This is a genomic window from Kribbella sp. VKM Ac-2566 (assembly GCF_004366005.1).
GTDB classification, from domain to species: domain Bacteria; phylum Actinomycetota; class Actinomycetes; order Propionibacteriales; family Kribbellaceae; genus Kribbella; species Kribbella pratensis.
In genome coordinates this window covers 1,538,175-1,555,352 of record NZ_SODT01000008.1, presented here as the reverse complement: position 1 = coordinate 1,555,352, position 17,178 = coordinate 1,538,175, and the positions used below count along the sequence as shown (strand labels likewise).

The 17,178-nt window shown below is 68.9% G+C and carries 15 protein-coding genes; 9 read left to right on the top strand and 6 right to left on the bottom strand.

What is annotated here, in order from left to right; translation table 11 throughout:
- The first annotated feature begins 95 nt into the window (after positions 1 to 95).
- Genes EV647_RS10350 through EV647_RS10340 form a run of 3 tightly spaced genes read left to right on the top strand, consistent with a single transcriptional unit; the run spans position 96 to position 3,710 of the window.
- Complete coding sequence (locus EV647_RS10350; protein WP_238177129.1) at positions 96 to 1,637, top strand: sugar ABC transporter ATP-binding protein; 1,542 nt, start codon at positions 96 to 98, stop codon at positions 1,635 to 1,637.
- Positions 1,634 to 2,680 (top strand): ABC transporter permease, encoded by a 1,047-nt coding sequence (locus tag EV647_RS10345; protein WP_134001348.1) that lies wholly within the window; start codon positions 1,634 to 1,636, stop codon positions 2,678 to 2,680. The genes EV647_RS10350 and EV647_RS10345 overlap by 4 nt, the downstream gene beginning before the upstream one ends.
- A gap of 13 nt (positions 2,681 to 2,693) precedes the next feature.
- On the top strand, positions 2,694 to 3,710 hold the full coding sequence (locus tag EV647_RS10340) for a substrate-binding domain-containing protein (protein WP_134001346.1): 1,017 nt from the start codon (positions 2,694 to 2,696) through the stop codon (positions 3,708 to 3,710).
- Between the two features lie 240 nt (positions 3,711 to 3,950).
- On the opposite strand, the gene EV647_RS10335 is transcribed toward EV647_RS10340, so the two are convergent.
- Positions 3,951 to 4,943, bottom strand: a complete 993-nt coding sequence (locus EV647_RS10335) for a LacI family DNA-binding transcriptional regulator (RefSeq protein ID WP_134001344.1) — start codon at positions 4,941 to 4,943, stop codon at positions 3,951 to 3,953.
- 118 nt (positions 4,944 to 5,061) lie between these two features.
- On the opposite strand from EV647_RS10335, the gene EV647_RS10330 reads away from it, so the two are divergent.
- The 3 genes from EV647_RS10330 to EV647_RS10320 are packed head-to-tail and all read left to right on the top strand — an operon-like array spanning position 5,062 to position 7,467.
- Positions 5,062 to 6,492, top strand: a complete 1,431-nt coding sequence (locus tag EV647_RS10330) for an NAD-dependent malic enzyme (protein WP_134001342.1) — start codon at positions 5,062 to 5,064, stop codon at positions 6,490 to 6,492.
- 8 nt (positions 6,493 to 6,500) lie between these two features.
- Positions 6,501 to 6,902, top strand: a complete 402-nt coding sequence (locus EV647_RS10325; RefSeq protein WP_238177128.1) for a VanZ family protein — start codon at positions 6,501 to 6,503, stop codon at positions 6,900 to 6,902.
- A 7-nt stretch (positions 6,903 to 6,909) separates the two neighbouring features.
- Positions 6,910 to 7,467, top strand: a complete 558-nt coding sequence (locus EV647_RS10320) for a YqgE/AlgH family protein (protein WP_134001340.1) — start codon at positions 6,910 to 6,912, stop codon at positions 7,465 to 7,467.
- Positions 7,468 to 7,489: 22 nt separating this feature from the next.
- On the opposite strand, the gene EV647_RS10315 is transcribed toward EV647_RS10320, so the two are convergent.
- Positions 7,490 to 7,756 carry a DUF3039 domain-containing protein gene (locus tag EV647_RS10315; protein ID WP_133791090.1) on the bottom strand — a complete coding sequence of 89 codons (267 nt, stop codon included), beginning with the start codon at positions 7,754 to 7,756 and terminating at the stop codon, positions 7,490 to 7,492.
- A 137-nt stretch (positions 7,757 to 7,893) separates the two neighbouring features.
- Between EV647_RS10315 and EV647_RS10310 the strand changes: the two genes are divergently transcribed.
- Both EV647_RS10310 and EV647_RS10305 read left to right on the top strand, forming a co-directional pair.
- On the top strand, positions 7,894 to 9,684 hold the full coding sequence (locus EV647_RS10310) for a DEAD/DEAH box helicase (protein WP_134001338.1): 1,791 nt from the start codon (positions 7,894 to 7,896) through the stop codon (positions 9,682 to 9,684).
- Between the two features lie 193 nt (positions 9,685 to 9,877).
- Entirely contained in the window at positions 9,878 to 13,210 is a 3,333-nt protein-coding gene (locus EV647_RS10305) for a CARDB domain-containing protein (RefSeq protein ID WP_134001336.1), read from the top strand.
- 77 nt (positions 13,211 to 13,287) lie between these two features.
- Here the strand turns inward: EV647_RS10305 and EV647_RS10300 are convergent, their stop codons facing one another.
- Positions 13,288 to 14,034, bottom strand: coding sequence for a family 16 glycosylhydrolase (locus tag EV647_RS10300; protein ID WP_134001334.1), 747 nt, complete (start codon positions 14,032 to 14,034; stop codon positions 13,288 to 13,290).
- A gap of 47 nt (positions 14,035 to 14,081) precedes the next feature.
- The gene (locus EV647_RS10295; protein WP_134001332.1) at positions 14,082 to 14,924 is read right to left on the bottom strand and encodes a helix-turn-helix transcriptional regulator; all 843 of its coding nucleotides are present in this window, start codon (positions 14,922 to 14,924) and stop codon (positions 14,082 to 14,084) included.
- Positions 14,925 to 15,025: 101 nt separating this feature from the next.
- On the opposite strand from EV647_RS10295, the gene EV647_RS10290 reads away from it, so the two are divergent.
- Positions 15,026 to 15,754, top strand: coding sequence for an SDR family oxidoreductase (locus tag EV647_RS10290; protein WP_134001330.1), 729 nt, complete (start codon positions 15,026 to 15,028; stop codon positions 15,752 to 15,754).
- Between the two features lie 107 nt (positions 15,755 to 15,861).
- Here EV647_RS10290 and EV647_RS10285 read toward each other — a convergent pair whose 3' ends face one another.
- Entirely contained in the window at positions 15,862 to 16,410 is a 549-nt protein-coding gene (locus tag EV647_RS10285; protein ID WP_134001328.1) for an NUDIX hydrolase family protein, read from the bottom strand.
- A 14-nt stretch (positions 16,411 to 16,424) separates the two neighbouring features.
- Entirely contained in the window at positions 16,425 to 17,066 is a 642-nt protein-coding gene (locus EV647_RS10280) for an AraC family transcriptional regulator (RefSeq protein WP_134001326.1), read from the bottom strand.
- Between the last annotated feature and the right edge of the window lie 112 nt (positions 17,067 to 17,178).

Below are 17,178 nucleotides of genomic sequence, written 5' to 3'. Positions count from 1 at the left end.
CGCGGTAAGGGGTTGACGGGTCGGAGGGGCGCGGTCTAGCGTCCGGGAAATCGATTACTCGCCCGATCGGAGATGTGATGGCCGACCTTGTCAGGATGGCTGCGATCGGGAAGCGGTACGGCGGGGTGCAGGCGTGTCACGAGGTGGACTTCGTGCTCGGCGCCGGCGAGGTGCACGCCCTGCTCGGCGAGAACGGCGCCGGCAAGAGCACGCTGATGAAGATCCTCTCCGGCGACGTCACGGAGTACGCGGGCAGCATCGCGATCAACGGCACCCCGGTGCGGTTCAGCGGCCCGACCGACGCGCAGGCCGCGGGGATCGCGATGATCCACCAGGAACTCGACCTGGTCCCCGGCCTGTCGGTCGCGGACAACATCTTCCTCGGCCGCGAACTACGGACGACGCTGCGCACGGTCGACCGCCGCCGGATGGAACGCGAGGCGCGCGAGCTCCTGGACCGCAGCGGTGTCAGCCTCGACCCGCGCCGGGCGGTCGGTGAGCTCCGCGTCGGCGAGCAGCAACTCGTCACGATCGCGAAGGCGATCTCGCTCGACGCCCGGGTGCTGATCATGGACGAGCCGACCTCCGCGCTCACCAGCTCCGAGGTCGAGCGGCTCTTCGACGTGATCCGCGAACTGCGGAGCAGCGGCGTCGGCATCGTCTACATCTCGCACCGGATGGAGGAGATCGCCAAGGTCGCCGACCGTGCGACCGTCCTCCGCAACGGCAAGATCGTCACCAGCTTCGACCCGCGCAAACTCAGTACGGCGGAGGTTGTCGAGGCGATGGTGGGGCGCCCGGTGCAGACCATGTTCACGACCCCCGACTCCGATACCGGCGACGAACTGCTGCGCGTCGAGAACCTGAAGCTGACGGCCCGCCGCCCACGCCCCGGCCGCCGCGACCCCGACGGGATCTCGCTGACCGTCCGCTCCGGCGAGATCGTCGGCCTCGCCGGCCTGCTCGGCGCGGGCCGCACCGAACTCCTCGAGACCCTGTACGGCGTCGCGCCCGGCGGCACCCGCACGGGCCGGGTTCTCCTGCAGGGCAAGCCGATCCGACCACGCGGGCCGCGTCAGGCGCTGGCCCACGGCATCGGATTCGTCCCGGAGGACCGGCGCGCGTCGGGGCTCGTGCTGTTCCACTCGATCCTCGCCAACACGGTCGTCTCGAGTCTCCCGTCGTACGGCCGGCTCGGGGTGATCGCGCGCCGGATGGAGCGAACCGCGTCGGTGCGGATGGCCGATCGGCTGCGGCTGAAGTTCGGCCGCCTGCAGGACGAGGTCGGCACGTTGTCCGGCGGGAACCAGCAGAAGGTCGTGTTCGGCCGGATGCTGCTCACCGAGCCCAAGCTGCTGCTTCTCGACGAGCCCACGCGGGGCGTCGATGTCGGCGCGAAGGCGGAGATCTACCGGTTGCTCGGTGAACTCGCGGCGCAGGGCCTCGGCGTACTGCTGGCGTCGTCGGAGCTTCCCGAGCTGGTCGGGGTCTGCGACCGCGTCGTCGTACTGCGGGACGGCCGCGACGTCGCGTCCTTCAGTACGGCGGACTCCGGCGAGGGCGATCTGCTCGCGGCGGCGATGGGACAGGGCGAAGTGTTCGAAGAGGCTTTCGACGGTTCCGGAGGAGCGCAGTGACCGACGTACAGGACAAGATCCCGGACGGGACCGTCGGGGCGGCGACCCCGGTGGCCCAGTCGTCCGGCGGGGTGGCCGCCACGCTGTTCCGGTTCCAGAGCGTGTTCGGGCTGATCGCGGTCTTCGTCGCGGCGATCATCTTCTCGCCGCGCAAGAACGGCGAGATTCTGTTCGTCAGCGCGGACAACCTGGCGAACGTGGTCCGCGCGGTGTCCGAGATCGGGATCATCGCGGTCGGGATGACGTTCGTGATCCTGATCGGCGGGATCGACCTCTCGGTCGGCGCGGTGCTCGGGCTCGCCGCGGTCGGCTCCGCCGTCCTGATGGTCGAGAACGACTGGGGCTTCCTGCCGTCGGTCGTGCTGGTGCTGGCGATCGGCCTGGTCTTCGGTGCCCTGCAGGGTGTCGCGACCGCGATGATCGGGATCCAGTCGTTCATCGTCACGCTCGCGGGCCTGCAGATAGCCCGCGGCCTGGCCCGGATCTGGTCCGGCGGCCAGGGCGTCGCGATCGCGTACGGCGACGGTCCCAAGGAGGCGCCGACCTCCTTCGCGCTGCTCGGTGAACGCACCTTCGGCGGCCTGGTGCCGATCCCGGTGATCATCTTCGCGGTGGTCGCGATCGCCGCGGTGGTGTTCCTCCGGGTCAGCGCGTTCTCCCGGCACCTGTACGCCGTCGGCGGCAACGAGAAGGCCGCACGGTTGTCCGGCGTACCCGTGGTCCGGGTCAAGATCGCGGTGTTCGCGATCTGCGGACTGCTCGCCTCGCTGGCCGGCATCGTGCACGCCGTCCAGCTCAACCAGGGCAGCCCGAACGACGGCATCGGCTACGAGCTGGACGCGATCGCCGCGGTGGTGATCGGTGGCACCAGCCTGGCGGGCGGCCGTGGTTCGGTCGCCGGAACGGTGGCGGGTGCGCTGCTGCTCGGCGTACTGAACAACATCCTTGCCCTGAACAACATCGACTCCAACATCCAGCTCCTGATCAAGGGCCTGGTGATCGTTGCCGCCGCCGCGCTGCAGCGACTCCGCCCCACCTCGTAAGGAAGGCTTCGTCATGCGCTCTGTACGAATCTCCCTGGCCGCAGCGGCTCCGTTTGTCATGGCCGCACTCGTGCTGGCCGGTTGCGGGACGACCAGCGAACGGACCTCGGGCAGTGCGTCGCCGGGGTCGTCCAAGTCCTGCAAGGGCACCGACGGCAAGTACACGATCGGGATGAGCCAGGCGAACGTCGCCGAGCCGTACCGGCAGCGGATGGACGACGACATCCGGGCCGCGGCGAAGGACGTGCCGCAGTTCGACGTGAAGTTCGCGGACGCGGCGCAGGACAACGCCAAGCAGGTCGCGGACGTGGAGAACTACATCACCCAGCAGATCGACCTGCTGATCATCAGCCCGAACGAGGCGAAGCCGCTGACCGCGGTGGTGAAGAAGGCCTACGACAAGGGCATCCCGGTGATCGTGCTGGACCGGAAGGTCGAGGGCGACGCCTACACCGGGTTCATCGGCGGCGACAACGTGCAGATCGGGCGCGAGGCAGGCAAGTACATCGCCGAGAAGCTGCTGCCGCAGGGCGGGAACGTGGTCGAGCTCAAGGGGCTGGCCGGCGCGACGCCGCAGGCCGAACGGCACGAGGGATTCGTCGAGGGGATCAAGGGCAACCCGAAGGTCAAGGTGATCGCGAGCGCGAGTGGCGACTGGCTGCGGGAGAAGGGGCAGGCGCAGATGGACGCGCTGCTGAAGGCGAACCCGAAGATCGACGTCGTGTACTCGCACAACGACCCGATGGCCGAGGGCGCGTACCTGGCCGCGAAGGCGGTCGGCCGCGAGAAGGAGATGAAGTTCACCGGCATCGACGCGCTGCCGATCCCGTCCGGCGGTATCAAGGCCGTCGAACAGGGCCGGCTGTCCGCCACCTTCACGTACCCGACGAACGGCAAGGAAGCGATCGCCGCCGCCAAGAAGATCCTGGTCGACTGCGGCACCATCGAGAAGTCCCAGATCCTCCCCACGCGCCTCATCGACGCCTCCAACGCGGCCAAGATCTACGCCGAGGAGAACCCGACCGGCTGACCCACCCCTCGACAACCTCCCCAAACTGGTTTGGGGAGGTTTGCCCGCCCAAGTCGGGTGGTTGGCCTCCCCAAATTGGTTTGGGGAGGTTTGCCCGCCTAAGTCGGGTGGTTGGCCTCCCCAAATTGGTTTGGGGAGGTTTGCCCGCCTAAGTCGGGTGGTTGGCCTCCCCAAACTGGTTTAGGGAGGTTTGCCCGCCTAAATCGGGCGGTTCGCCGCCCCGAACTGGTTTGGGGTGGGTCAGGGGCGGCGGGAGCTCGCTCGCTTGATGAGGCGGGCGCCGAGGGTGGTTGCGGTTGGTGGGCGGGCGGGGTCGGCGATGCGCGCGAGGAGGAGGCGGGCGGCGACGGCGCCTAGCTCGTACGCCGGTTGCGCGACCACCGAGAGCGGCGGGTCGACGAGGGCGGCCCAGGGGGCGTCGTCGAAGGCGACCAGCCCGACGTCGCGGCCGGGGCGCACACCGCGCTCCTGCAGGGCTTGCAGGACACCGACCGCCATCGCGCTGTTCGCGATCAGGAGCGCGTCCGGCGGTTCGGGTTGGGCGAGGAGGTCGAGGGCGGCCCGGTGCGCCCCGGCGGCCTTGTACTCGGTCCGCCGGACGAGCTTCGGCGTACGGCGGCGCGCAGCCTTGAGGGCGTCGCGGTACCCGGCGAGGCGGTCGTCGGCCGTCCGTACGCCGGCCGGTCCGGTGACGCAGCCGATCCGTTCGTAGCCTTGGGCAATCAAATGGGCGGTCGCCTCGCGGGCCGCGAGCCGGGTGTCGACCAGGACGACGTCACTGTCCTGTCCGGGCAGCGGCCGGTCCACCGCGACGTACGCCGTACCGCGCGACGCCAGTTTCGCGACCGTGGACGTCGGGCCGCTCGGGGACAGGATGACGCCCGCGACCCGTTCCTGGATGGCGATGTCGAGGTAGCGGTTCTCCTTCTCCACGCTCTCGTCGGAGTTGCAGAGCACCACGGAGTACCCGACCTCGTGCGCGACGTCCTCGACCCCGCGCGCGATCGCGGTGAAGAACGGGTTCTCCACGTCCGAGATGATCAGCGCCACGACCGCGGCCTCCTGGCGGCGCAGGTTCCGGGCCGGGCCGTTCGGCTGGTACCCGAGCTCGTCGGCCGCTTGCCGCACCCGCGCGGCGAGGTCCGGATCGACGGTCGGCTTGCCGTTCAGCGCCCGCGACACGGTCGCCGTCGACACCCCGGCGCGCGCGGCCACGTCGCTGACAGTCGGCACTCTGGCTCCCTTCCTGACGGAACAGTAACCGGTCGAGTAATGGATTACCCAGAGCTCTGTCATGCACTTTACTTACGGAACCTCCGGGCATTACCAGTGACATGAGAGGATCACCCGCGTGACTGCCTTGCCGAGTGTTTCGTACTCCATCACCGTTCGCCTCGAGGTGCCCGCGGGTGGCTCGACGGTGAGCAAGCTGACGACCGCGGTCGAGCAGGCCGGCGGTCTGGTCACCGCGCTCGACGTGACCGCGTCCGGCCACGAGCGGCTGCGGATCGACGTCACCTGCGCCGCGGCCGACACCGAGCACGCCGGCCGCCTGGTCGAGGCGATGCGCGCCGTACCGGGCGTCGAGATCGGTCGGGTGTCGGACCGGACCTTCCTGATGCACCTCGGCGGCAAGATCTCGATGGAGGCCAAGCACCCGATCCGCAACCGTGACGACCTGTCGATGATCTACACGCCGGGTGTCGCGCGGGTCTGCCTGGCGATCGCGGCCAACCCGGACGACGCGCGCCGGCTGACGATCAAGCGCAACAGCGTCGCGGTCGTCACCGACGGTTCCGCCGTACTGGGCCTCGGCAATATCGGCCCGAAGGCCGCGCTGCCGGTGATGGAGGGCAAGGCCGCGCTGTTCAAGCGGTTCGCCGGGATCGACGCCTGGCCGCTGTGCCTGGACACCCAGGACCCGGACGAGATCGTCTCGATCGTGAAGGCGATCGCGCCGGGCTTCGCCGGGATCAACCTGGAGGACATCTCCGCGCCGCGCTGCTTCGAGATCGAGGCCCGGCTGCGCGAGGAGCTCGACATCCCGGTCTTCCACGACGACCAGCACGGTACGGCGGTCGTGGTGCTGGCGGCGCTCTACAACGCGCTGCGGGTGGTCGGCAAGGACATCGGTGCCGTGCGGATCGTGCTGTCCGGCGCGGGCGCGGCCGGTACGGCGATCCTGAAGCTGCTGATCAAGGCCGGCGTCAAGGACACCTGCGTCGCCGACATCGGAGGTGTCATCCACCCGGAGCGCGAGGGCCTGTCGCCGGAGCTGCGCTGGATCGCGGAGAACACCAACGCGGCGAAGTACAGCGGTGACCTGAAGGGCGCGCTGAGCGGGGCGGACGTGTTCATCGGCGTCTCCGCGCCGAACATCCTGAACGGCGCCGACATCGCCACCATGAACAAGGACGCGATCGTCTTCGCGCTGGCCAACCCGGACCCGGAGGTCGACCCGGCCGCGGCGCACGAGCACGCGGCCGTGGTGGCGACCGGACGCAGCGACTTCCCGAACCAGATCAACAACGTGCTGGTCTTCCCCGGTGTCTTCCGCGGTCTGCTCGACGCGCAGTCGTCGAAGGTGTCGATCGACATGGAACTGGCCGCGGCGAAGGCCCTGGCCAGTGTCGTCACCGACGACGAGCTGAACGCCGACTACATCGTGCCGAGCGTCTTCCACCCGGAGGTGCACACGCGCGTCGCGCACGCCGTCCGCGACGCGGCCGGCGGCAAGGCCCCCGCGCACGAGAGCTTCCCGGACGACACCCCGGCACTGTGACTGGCGCTGTGAGTGACTCTGTGACCGGAACGGTTTCGGCGGACACCGGCTCGCGGGTACGGGTCTGGGCCTGGCGGATCGCCTTCGTCGCGGCGGTGGCGTTGCAGCTGTACGGCGTCTACGCGCCGCGCGAGGCGGGTCCGCACGTGGGGATCCCGCAGATCGACAAGGTCGCGCACTGCTTCCTGTTCGCGGCGGTCGCGTTCACCGGGACGAAGGTCGGGCTGCCGGCCCGCTGGTTGCTCGGGGCACTGGTCGCGAACGCGGTCGTCAGCGAACTGGTGCAGCACTGGCTGCTGCCGCAGCGCGACGGCGATCCGTTCGACGCGCTCGCCGACGTGGCCGGGGTCGCGCTGGGGGCCTGGCTGGCCAGGTACGGGCCGAGCCGGGTGGGCCGTCGTACGCCATGATGGGGGTATGACGGCCTCGACCCTGACCGGTTCGCTGCTGGTGGCCACGCCGTTGCTCGACGAGCCGCCCTTCCGCCGGTCGGTGATCCTGCTGCTGGATCACGACGACGACGGCGCGCTCGGGGTGGTGGTGAACCGCGCCGCCGACCTGTCCGTGGGGCAGGTGCTGCCGAACTGGTCGTCCGCGGTCGACGAGCCCGGGGTGCTGTTCATGGGCGGCCCGGTCGGCACCGACAGCGCGCTCGCGGTCGCCGAGGTCGCCGAGTCCACGGACCCGCCCGGCTGGCGGGGGTGTTTCGGGCGGATCGGTCTGGTCGACCTCGACGTACCGCCGGCGCTGCTGGAGGGCGCGATCACGCGGATGCGGATCTTCGCCGGGTACGCCGGCTGGTCCGGCGGCCAGCTCGAGGGCGAGATCGCCGAGGGCGCCTGGTACGTCGTCGAGTCGGTGCCGGAGGACGTGTTCGGCCACGACCCGGACACCCTGTGGCGCCGGGTCCTGCGCCGCCAGACCGACCAGATGGCGTACCTGGCGACGTACCCGGACGACCCGACCCAGAACTAGGCCGCGGGGCTGGCCGGAGGGGCTACTCGTCGCCGCCCTCGTCATCAGGGTTCAGCGAGTCCCAGATCTCCTTGCACTCCGGGCAGACCGGGAACCGCTGCGGGTCGCGGCTCGGGACCCACACCTTGCCGCACAGCGCGACCACCGGCGTGCCCATCACCATCGCCTCGGTCAGCTTGTCCTTCGGCACGTAGTGCGAGAACCGCTCGTGATCACCCGGCTCTGCCGGCGACGTGTTGGTCCGCTCGTCGACAACCGTCTCCGCACCGGGGGTCAGCTGAGTACTCATACCCCCGAGTGTAGGACGTGTCACCAGCCGACCCGGAACTTTTCCACAGCCCGGGGAATGCCGGATCTGATCTCGTCACGGATCTCGGGTAACCTTCCTGCCCGGCACACTGTCGACCTTCGGGGGAGTAGCTGTCTGTGAATTCGCACGTGCCGGCCAACCCTGCGGTCCTGCCACCGGCCTATCCGGACCGGGCCGCGTGGGGTACCGCGAGCAAGCTGCGAGCCTGGCAGGCCGAGGCGCTCCAGCTCTACCTGGACAAGAACCCGCGCGACTTCCTGGCGGTGGCCACACCGGGCGCCGGGAAGACGACGTTCGCGCTGACCGTGGCCGCCGAACTGCTGCACCGGCGGCAGATCGAGCGGATCACCGTGGTCACGCCGACCGAGCACCTCAAGGTCCAGTGGGCCGAGGCTGCCGACAAGGCCGGGATCGCGATCGACCCCGCGTTCGCCGGGCGGCGCGGGAAGACGAACAAGGACTACCAGGGCGTCGCGGTGACGTACGCCGGGATCGCGGTGAACCCGCTGGCGTTCCGGGTCCGGACCGAGCGGTTCAAGACCCTCGTGATCCTGGACGAGGTGCACCACGGCGGTGACGCGCTCAGCTGGGGTGACGGCGTCCGCGAGGCGTTCGAGCCCGCCGCCCGCCGCCTCTGCCTGACCGGTACGCCGTTCCGCAGCGACGACAACCCGATCCCGTTCGTGACGTACGAAGAGGGTCACGACGGCGTCGCCCGGAGCAAGGCGGACTACACCTACGGGTACGGGCACGCGCTGCGCGACCACGTCGTACGTCCGGTGATCTTCATGTCGTACTCGGGCGAGATGCGCTGGCGGACGAAGGCCGGTGACGAGGTCGCCGCGCGGCTCGGCGAGCCGCTGACCAAGGACCTGACCGCCCAGGCGCTGCGGACCGCGCTGGACCCGGCCGGCGAGTGGATGGGCGCGGTGCTGGCGGCCGCGGACAAGCGGCTGACCGAGGTACGGCGGCACATGCCGGACGCCGGTGCGCTGGTGATCTCGGGTGACCAGAACACGGCCCGCGCCTACGCGAAGACGCTGCGCGAGCTCACCGGCGAGGCGCCAACGGTCGTGCTGTCGGACGAGAAGGCCGCGAGCAAGAAGATCCAGAAGTTCTCCGATGGCGACTCCCGGTGGATGGTCGCCGTGCGGATGGTGTCCGAGGGCGTCGACGTACCGCGGCTGGCCGTCGGTGTTTACGCGACGCCGACGTCGACTCCGCTGTTCTTCGCGCAGGCGGTCGGGCGGTTCGTGCGGGCCCGGAAGCGGGGTGAGACGGCGTCGGTGTTCGTGCCGTCGGTGACCCGGCTGCTCGGGTTCGCGGCCGAGATGGAGGTCGAGCGTGACCACGTCCTCGGTCGGAAGAACACAGGTGATGACGGGGACATCTTCGCGCTCGAGGACGACCTGCTGAAGCAGGCGAACCAGACCGAGGGCGCCAGCGACGAGCTCGAGGGGAACTTCGAGGCGCTCGGGTCGGACGCGAGCTTCGACCGGGTGGTGTTCGACGGCGGTGACTACGGCACCGGGGGCGACAACGCGTCCGACGAGGAGCTGGACTTCCTCGGGTTGCCAGGCCTGCTGGAGCCGGACCAGGTCCGGGAGTTGCTGCACAAGCGCCAGCAGAAGTCGCTGGCGGCGCAGAAGAAGTCGCAGCGGTCCACGAGCGACCGCGAGGACCCCACGCCGACCGAGCTGGCCACCCACGAGCAGATCGGGCTCCTCCGCCGCGAGCTGAACGGCCTGGTCGCCGCCTGGCACCACCGCACCGGCCAGCCGCACGGCGTCATCCACAACGACCTCCGCCGCAAACTCGGCGGCCCGGCCGCAGCCCACGCCTCCTCCGCCCAGCTGAAGGAGCGAATCGAGCTGATCCGCGACTGGGCCACCCAACGCCGCGCCTGACCCCCGCGCCTGACCCCCCGCGCGACGCCCCGTCCTGGAGCTCCAGGACGGGGTGTTTCTGTCGGTGGTGAGGTGTTGACGTGGTGCGACGGGTGCTGCAAGCTTCGGGTACCCGAGCTGCAAGAAATTGCCAGACTCATGCAATTTCTGTAGTACGGGCAACCTCCCACCGCCCCCGATGGAGGACCACCCGATGCATCGGAAGACTCTTCTGCGGCTCTTGCTGGCCGCCCTGCTCGTCGCCGCCGGTCTGCTGTCGGTCCCGACCGCGATGGCCGCCGACCTCACCAAGACGCTGACCGCCAGCAGCTCACTCGGCGAGTACCCGAGTGGCAACGCCGCCGACGGCAACGCGAACACCTACTGGGAGAGCAGTAACAACGCCTTCCCGCAGTGGCTCCAGGCGGACCTGGGCGCCACCAAGGACGTCAATCAGGTGACGCTCAAACTCCCGTCCTCCTGGGGTGCGCGAACCCAGACCATCACGGTCCAGGGCAGCGCGAACGGCTCGGCGTTCACCACGATCGTCAGCAGTACGGCGTACAACTTCAGCGGCACCAACGTCGTCACGATCGCCTTCAGCAACACCTCGGTGCGCTACGTCCGGCTGACGTTCACCGCGAACACCGGCTGGCCGGCCGCGCAACTGTCGGAGTTCGAACTGGCCGGGCCTGGTGGCGGGCCGGTCGAACCTCCGACCGGCACCGATCTGGCCTCCGGCAAGCCGATCGAGGCGTCGAGCTCGGTGTTCGGTTTCGTCGCGTCCAACGCCAACGACGGCAACATCGGCACCTACTGGGAGTCGAACGGTTTCCCGTCGACCCTGACCGTCAAGCTCGGCTCGAACGCCGATGTCAGCTCGGTCGTCGTCAAGCTCAATCCGGACTCGGCGTGGGGTCCGCGCACGCAGAGCATCGAAGTCCTCGGCCGTGAACAGTCCGCGACCACGTTCACCTCGGCGGTCGCCAGGACCAGCTACCAGTTCGATCCGTCCGGCAACCAGAACACCGTCACCATCCCGGTCACCGGCTGGTACGCCGACCTCCGCCTGCAGGTCTTCAGCAACACCGGTGCGCCCGGCGGTCAGGTCGCTGAGCTCCAAGTCTTCGGGGCGGCGGCGCCCAACCCCGACCTCGTTGTCACGAACGTCGACTGGTCACCCGTCAACCCGTCCGAGTCGACGCCCATCACCCTGTCCGCGACCGTCAAGAACAACGGTTCCGCGGCTGCGCCTGCCAGCAGTCTCAACTTCCTCCTCGGCGGCTCGGTCGCCGGCACGGCGAGCGTCCAGGCTCTCGCCGCCGGTGCCTCCACCACCGTCACGGCCAACGCCGGCACCCGTGCCCAAGGCAACTACACCGTCGCCGCGGTCGCCGACCCGGCCAACGCGGTCGTCGAGCAGAGCGACACCAACAACACGCTCCAGGCAGCGACCCAGCTGACCATCGCCCAAGCCCCGGGCCCCGACCTCCAGGTCACCGGCATCACCACCAATCCAGCCAACCCGGCGCCCGGCACTCAGGTCTCCTTCACGGTCGCCGTCAACAACCGCGGTACGTCGGCCTCCGTCGCCAGCACCACAAAGCTGGTGGTCGGCACCACCACGCTCAACGGCAGCACCGCGCCGATCGCCGCCGGAGGCACCGCCAACGTGGCGATCAGCGGGACCTGGACGGCGACCAACGGCGGCGCAACCGTCACCGCCACCGCGGATGCGGGCAATACCGTTGACGAGACCAACGAAACGAACAACACCTTCACCAAGTCGATCGTGGTGGGCCGCGGCGCCGCCGTACCGTACACGTCGTACGAGGCCGAAGCCGGCGACTACACCGGGACCCTGCTGACCGCCGACGCGACGCGGACGTTCGGGCACACGAACTTCGCCACCGAGTCGTCCGGCCGTTCGTCGGTCCGGCTGAACTCCGGCGGCCAGTACGTCGAGTTCACCTCGACCGTGCCGACCAACTCGATCGTGGTCCGCAACTCGATCCCGGACTCCGCCGACGGGCAGGGGCTCCAGGCAACGATCAGCCTGTACGTCAACGGAACCTTCAAGCAGAAGCTCACGCTGTCGTCACGCAACAGTTGGCTCTACGGCAACAGCGACGGACCTGAGGCACTCACCAACACACCCGGCGGAGACGCCCGCAGGCTCTTCGACGAGTCACATGCCCTGCTTGGTCAGTCCTATCCGTCCGGTACGAAGTTCCGCCTGCAGCGGGACGCCGGCGACACGGCGTCGTACTACATCATCGATCTGGTCGACCTCGAGCAGGTCGCGCCGGCGCTGTCGCAGCCGGCCGGGTGTACGTCGATCACGCAGTACGGCGCGGTGCCGAACGACGGGATCGACGACGCGGACGCGATCCAGCGGGCCGTCACGGACGACCAGAACGGCGTGATCAGCTGTGTCTGGATCCCGGAAGGGCAGTGGCGGCAGGAGAAGAAGATCCTCACCGACGACCCGCTGAACCGCGGGCAGTACAACCAGGTCGGGATCAGCAACGCCACCATTCGCGGCGCCGGCATGTGGTACTCGCAGCTGTACTCGACGATCGAGCCGCAGAACGCCGGCGGCATCAACCACCCGCACGAGGGGAACTTCGGGTTCGACATCGACAAGAACGTGCAGCTGTCGGACATCGCGATCTTCGGCTCCGGCCGGATCCGTGGCGGTGACGGGAACGCCGAGGGCGGTGTCGGGCTGAACGGCCGGTTCGGGCCCAATACGAAGATCAGCAATGTCTGGATCGAGCACTCGAACGTCGGGGTCTGGGTCGGCCGCGACTACGACAACATCCCCGAGCTGTGGGGGCCGGCCGACGGGCTCGAGTTCAGCGGGATGCGGATCCGGGACACGTACGCCGACGGCATCAACTTCTCCAACGGGACGCGGAACTCGAAGGTGTTCAACTCGTCCTTCCGGACCACCGGCGACGACGCGCTCGCGGTCTGGGCGAACAAGTACGTGAAGGACCAGGCGGTGGACATCGGCCACGACAACACGTTCACCAACAACACGGTGCAGCTGCCCTGGCGGGCGAACGGGATCGCGATCTACGGCGGGTACGGCAACAAGATCGAGAACAACCTGGTCTACGACACGATGAACTACCCCGGAATCATGCTCGCCACCGACCACGACCCGCTGCCGTTCTCCGGTACGACGCTGATCGCGAACAACGCGCTCTACCGCTGCGGCGGGGTGTTCTGGAACGAGGACCAGGAGTTCGGCGCGATCACGCTGTTCCCGTCGAACCTCCCGATCCCCGGTGTCACCATCCGGGACACCGAGATCCACGACTCGACCTACGACGGCATCCAGTTCAAGACCGGCGGCGGCGAGATGCCGAACGTTGCCATGACCAACCTTCGCATCGACAAGTCCAACAACGGCTCGGGCATCCTCGCAATGGGCGGCGCCCGCGGCAACGCCAACCTCGCAGGAGTCACCATCACCAACTCCCGAGACGGCGACATCCTCAAAGAACCCGGATCAACCTTCACCTTCACCGGCCAGTAACCACCGCACCGGGCATCCCAGCCCCGCCCGGTGCCCCCCGAGGCCCCGCACCTGCCTGAGGTGCGGGGCCTCAGCCTTTACGGGCGGTATACGCGGACGTAGTCGAGGTGCATTGACTCGGAGGTTGTGGTGGGTGGGATCTTTGCGTAGACGAACAGGTCGAGGATCAGGGCGTCGCCGGTGCCGGCGTACGGACCCTGGCGGCAGATTTCCTTGCCGTCGAGGTACCAGATGGTTTTGTCGGGGCCGAGTTGCTGGGCGATCGTGTGCCAGTCGGTGGTGAGGTCGGTGGCGGACCGGTAGGTGCAGCCGCCGCCGGGGGACTGGTGGTTGGTGAGGTAGAGGGCGTTGTGGTTGTCGCTGTAGAACTCGTACGTGTCCTGCTCGTTGGAGCCGTTACCGTTCCAGGTCCAGGTGGACGGCCAGAAGCCCTTGGCGGACGGGAGTTTCAGCCGCGTCTCGACATAGTCGCCCGGCTGTACGGCGAACGACTGCGACGGCTCGTGCCCGCATGCCTGACCGGTCGTGATCAGCGCGCCGGACCACTCGTACCCCGGGGCCGGATTGTTCTTCTTCGCCGTCATCGTCAGCGTGCCGTCGTGCACCGACAGCGCATCCCACGTGTGCCACTCGAGTTGCTGGTTGTCCTTGTTCCCCAGGCATTGGTCGGCTTCCGCGTTCGAGTGGATGGCCCACTTGGTGCGATCGATCGCCGTACCGTCGAACTCGTCCGCGAACACGAGAGTCCCCGGTGCGGCGTCAGCGGCCCGCAGCGGTACGACGAGCAACCCGAGCATGACCAGCGCCGTGAGTAACTTACGCATCAGGCAAGCCTCTCCGTCGGAAACCAACGGATCAAACAGTCGCTTGATCAGGGCCCGGTTGTCAACTCCTGCAGACCGATCACGTCCAGCAGCCGGATCGCCTGCTCGGACGCCGAGCCCGGCTCGGCCGTGTACAGCACCACGCGCTGGTCGCGCTCCGGCACCACGAGCACCTCGCAGATCACGTCGATCCGGCCGACCTGCGGGTGAAAGATCGTCTGGCACAGCGACTGCTGCCGCCCGACCTCGTGCCGCACCCAGATCTCCGCGAACTCCGGGCTGCCGGCCAGGAGGTCCTCGACCAACTGGGCGAGGGCTGGGTCGTTCGGGTAGGTGCTGGTCGCCGCACGAAGATCGGCGGCCGCGTCGCGGGCGAACTCCCGGGTGGCCTGCTCGCCGAACAGCTCAGTCTGCCGATCGGTGAGGAAGCGGAGGCGAAGCAGATTCCGGTCCCGCGGCGGGAGCGCGGAGAAATCAGTGATCAGCGCCGCGGCCAGTGGATTCCATGCGAGTACGTCGTACTTCGCGTCCAGGACCAGACCCGGTACGTCGAGCCGCGCAAGCATCCGCAGTACGCCGGTCCGCACCTCCGCGGACGGACCCGGTGGCGGCCCGGGCTGCTCGCCCGCGAGCCGGAACAAGTGCCCGCGCTCGTCGTCCGACAACCGCAGCGCGCGGGCGAGTCCGGTCAGCACTGCCCGGGACGGGCGTGGACTGCGGCCCTGCTCCAGACGGGTGTAGTAGTCCGTCGACATGGTCGCGAGGCTCGCCACCTCTTCCCGGCGGAGCCCGGGCGTACGACGGCGCAGGCCGGCGGGGAGTCCTACATCGGTGGGCTGCAGCGCTTCCCGCCGTACCCGCAGGAACTCCGCCAACCCGTCGCGATCCATGGTCCCAGGATCCCAGGCGCCGGCGGGCTCAGCCAGGGACCGCCGATCCCAGCCTCAGCCGACTCTGCCTGATCGCAACGGACCACCAGAGGGTGGATGTCATGAATACGACGAAGATCGCGCTCGTCACGGGCGCCAACAAGGGCATCGGCAAGGAGATCGCACGGCAGCTCGGGCAGGCCGGGTTCACCGTGCTGGCCGGGTCGCGGGACCTGCACCGCGGCGAGCCGGCGGTGAAGGAACTGGTTGCCGAGGGCCTCGATGTGGTCGGGATCCAGCTGGAGGTGACGGACGAGACCTCGGTGCGGGAGGCGGCCGATCGCGTCGCGGCGGAGTACGGGCGGCTCGACGTACTGGTCAACAACGCGGCGATCATCCCCGCGGGCGACGACGCGGTGTCCCAGATCGAGGCCGGCGTACTGCGGTCTGCGTTCGAGACGAATGTCCTGGGCGTGGTGGGCGTGACGCAGGCTCTCCTGCCGCTGCTCAGGAAGGCCGAGGCCGCGCGGGTCGTGAACCTGTCGACATCGCTGGCGTCGTTCGCGCAGGTCGGCGATCCGGAGTCGCGGCTGTCGACCGTGCTCACGCTCGGCTACAACGCGTCGAAGGCGGCGGTGAACATGGTGACGGTCATGCTCGCCAACGAGCTGCGCGGCACCGGCATCCTGGTGAACGGCGCGGACCCCGGCAACTGCGCAACCGACATGGGCGGCTGGACCGCCGCTCGCACCCCCGCCCAAGGCGCAGCGGTCGCCGTCAGCCTCGCAACGCTCGGCTCCGACGGACCAACCGGCCACGTGTACGCCGAGGAAGGCCGCCTCCCCTGGTGAGCCCGGCGACCTTTCGTGGGGTCTACCCACCAGATGCAGGGTTCGCCCACCAGATCCCGGGCGCAAACCCAGCATCTCGTGGGCTGACCCACCTGAGTGCGTGCGAGTCAGACGATGGCGCCTGACCAGGCCAGCGCCTGCTTGAGCAGGAGGCCGCGGCCGCCCTCCATGTCGTTGAGCAAGCTAGAAGACAGCGCTTCCTCGGGGGTCAGCCAGGTGAGCTCGAGCGCGTCCTGGCGTGGGTTGCACTCGCCGGTGACGGGGACGACGTACACGAGGGCGACCGCGTGCTGGCGCGGGTCGTGCAGCGGGGTCATACCGGGGAACGGGAAGTACTCCGCGACGGTGACCGGGACCAGCGTGGCAGGGAGCCGCGGGAAGGCGGCCGGGCCGAGGTCCTTGACGATGTTGCGCTGCAGCGCGTCGCGGAGCGACTCGTTGTGCAGCACGCGGCCGGAGACCAGCGTGCGGGTGATCTCGCCGGTCGCGGGGGAGGTCCGGAGCAGGACGCCGATGTGCTCGATCTGGCCGGAGGTGTCGACGCGCACCGGAACGGCCTCGACGTACAGGATCGGTACCCGCGTGCGGGTCTCCGCGAGTGCGAACTCGGACAGCCAGCCAGGATTCGGATCAGGCGTTTGCAGCGACGACGTCATACGCACATCTTTGCTTACGGTCTGAAAGCGGATCGGTACCGGGAGGGGCTGAGTCCGAATGTCGAGCGGAATCGTCGGGTGGCGTGGCTCGGGTCGTGCCAGCCGACCATGGTTCCGATGGTGCTGACCGGTAGTTCGGTCTCGATCAGGAGGCCGGCGGCGCGCTCGGCGCGGATCCGGTTCAGGTAGGCCATGGGGGACAGGCCGACCGACTTGCCGAAGAGCCGGATCAGATACCCGGGCACGAGGTTGACGCGGGCCGCGAGCTGATCGAGGGTCCAGGGTTCGGCGAGATCGGACTCCAAGAGGCGCATCGCGTGCTGCACCGCCGGATGGGCCGGAGCTCCGAGAGATCCCGGCACGAGGGCACCGGACAGCAGGCCGAACACATCCGGCCCGAGATACGCGTTCCGCACCACGAGGTCCTCGCAGTCGACGTACCCGTGCCACTCACCAGGCCGCAGTACGACGACCGAGTCCGGCGCCAGCGCGACCTCGCCGGCCGCCGACACATGCGTGCCCCGCCCGGCCACCACGACCGCGATCTCGAAGAACGCGTGGCTGTGCGGCGCGACGTCCGCGACCACCTCGAGCCGCTCGCCGGCCACCGGCAACCGCGGGTCCGGGAAGACCTCGCTGCTCAGCACGTTGTGCATCCGGCCTCCAGGAGGTCAAGATCGGTCAAGTCCTGGTCAACCACCGCCTGTCCCTGGACCGAGGCAACCGCGACGCTGGAAAGACCTTCCAGGCCACCGGAATCCGAGGAGA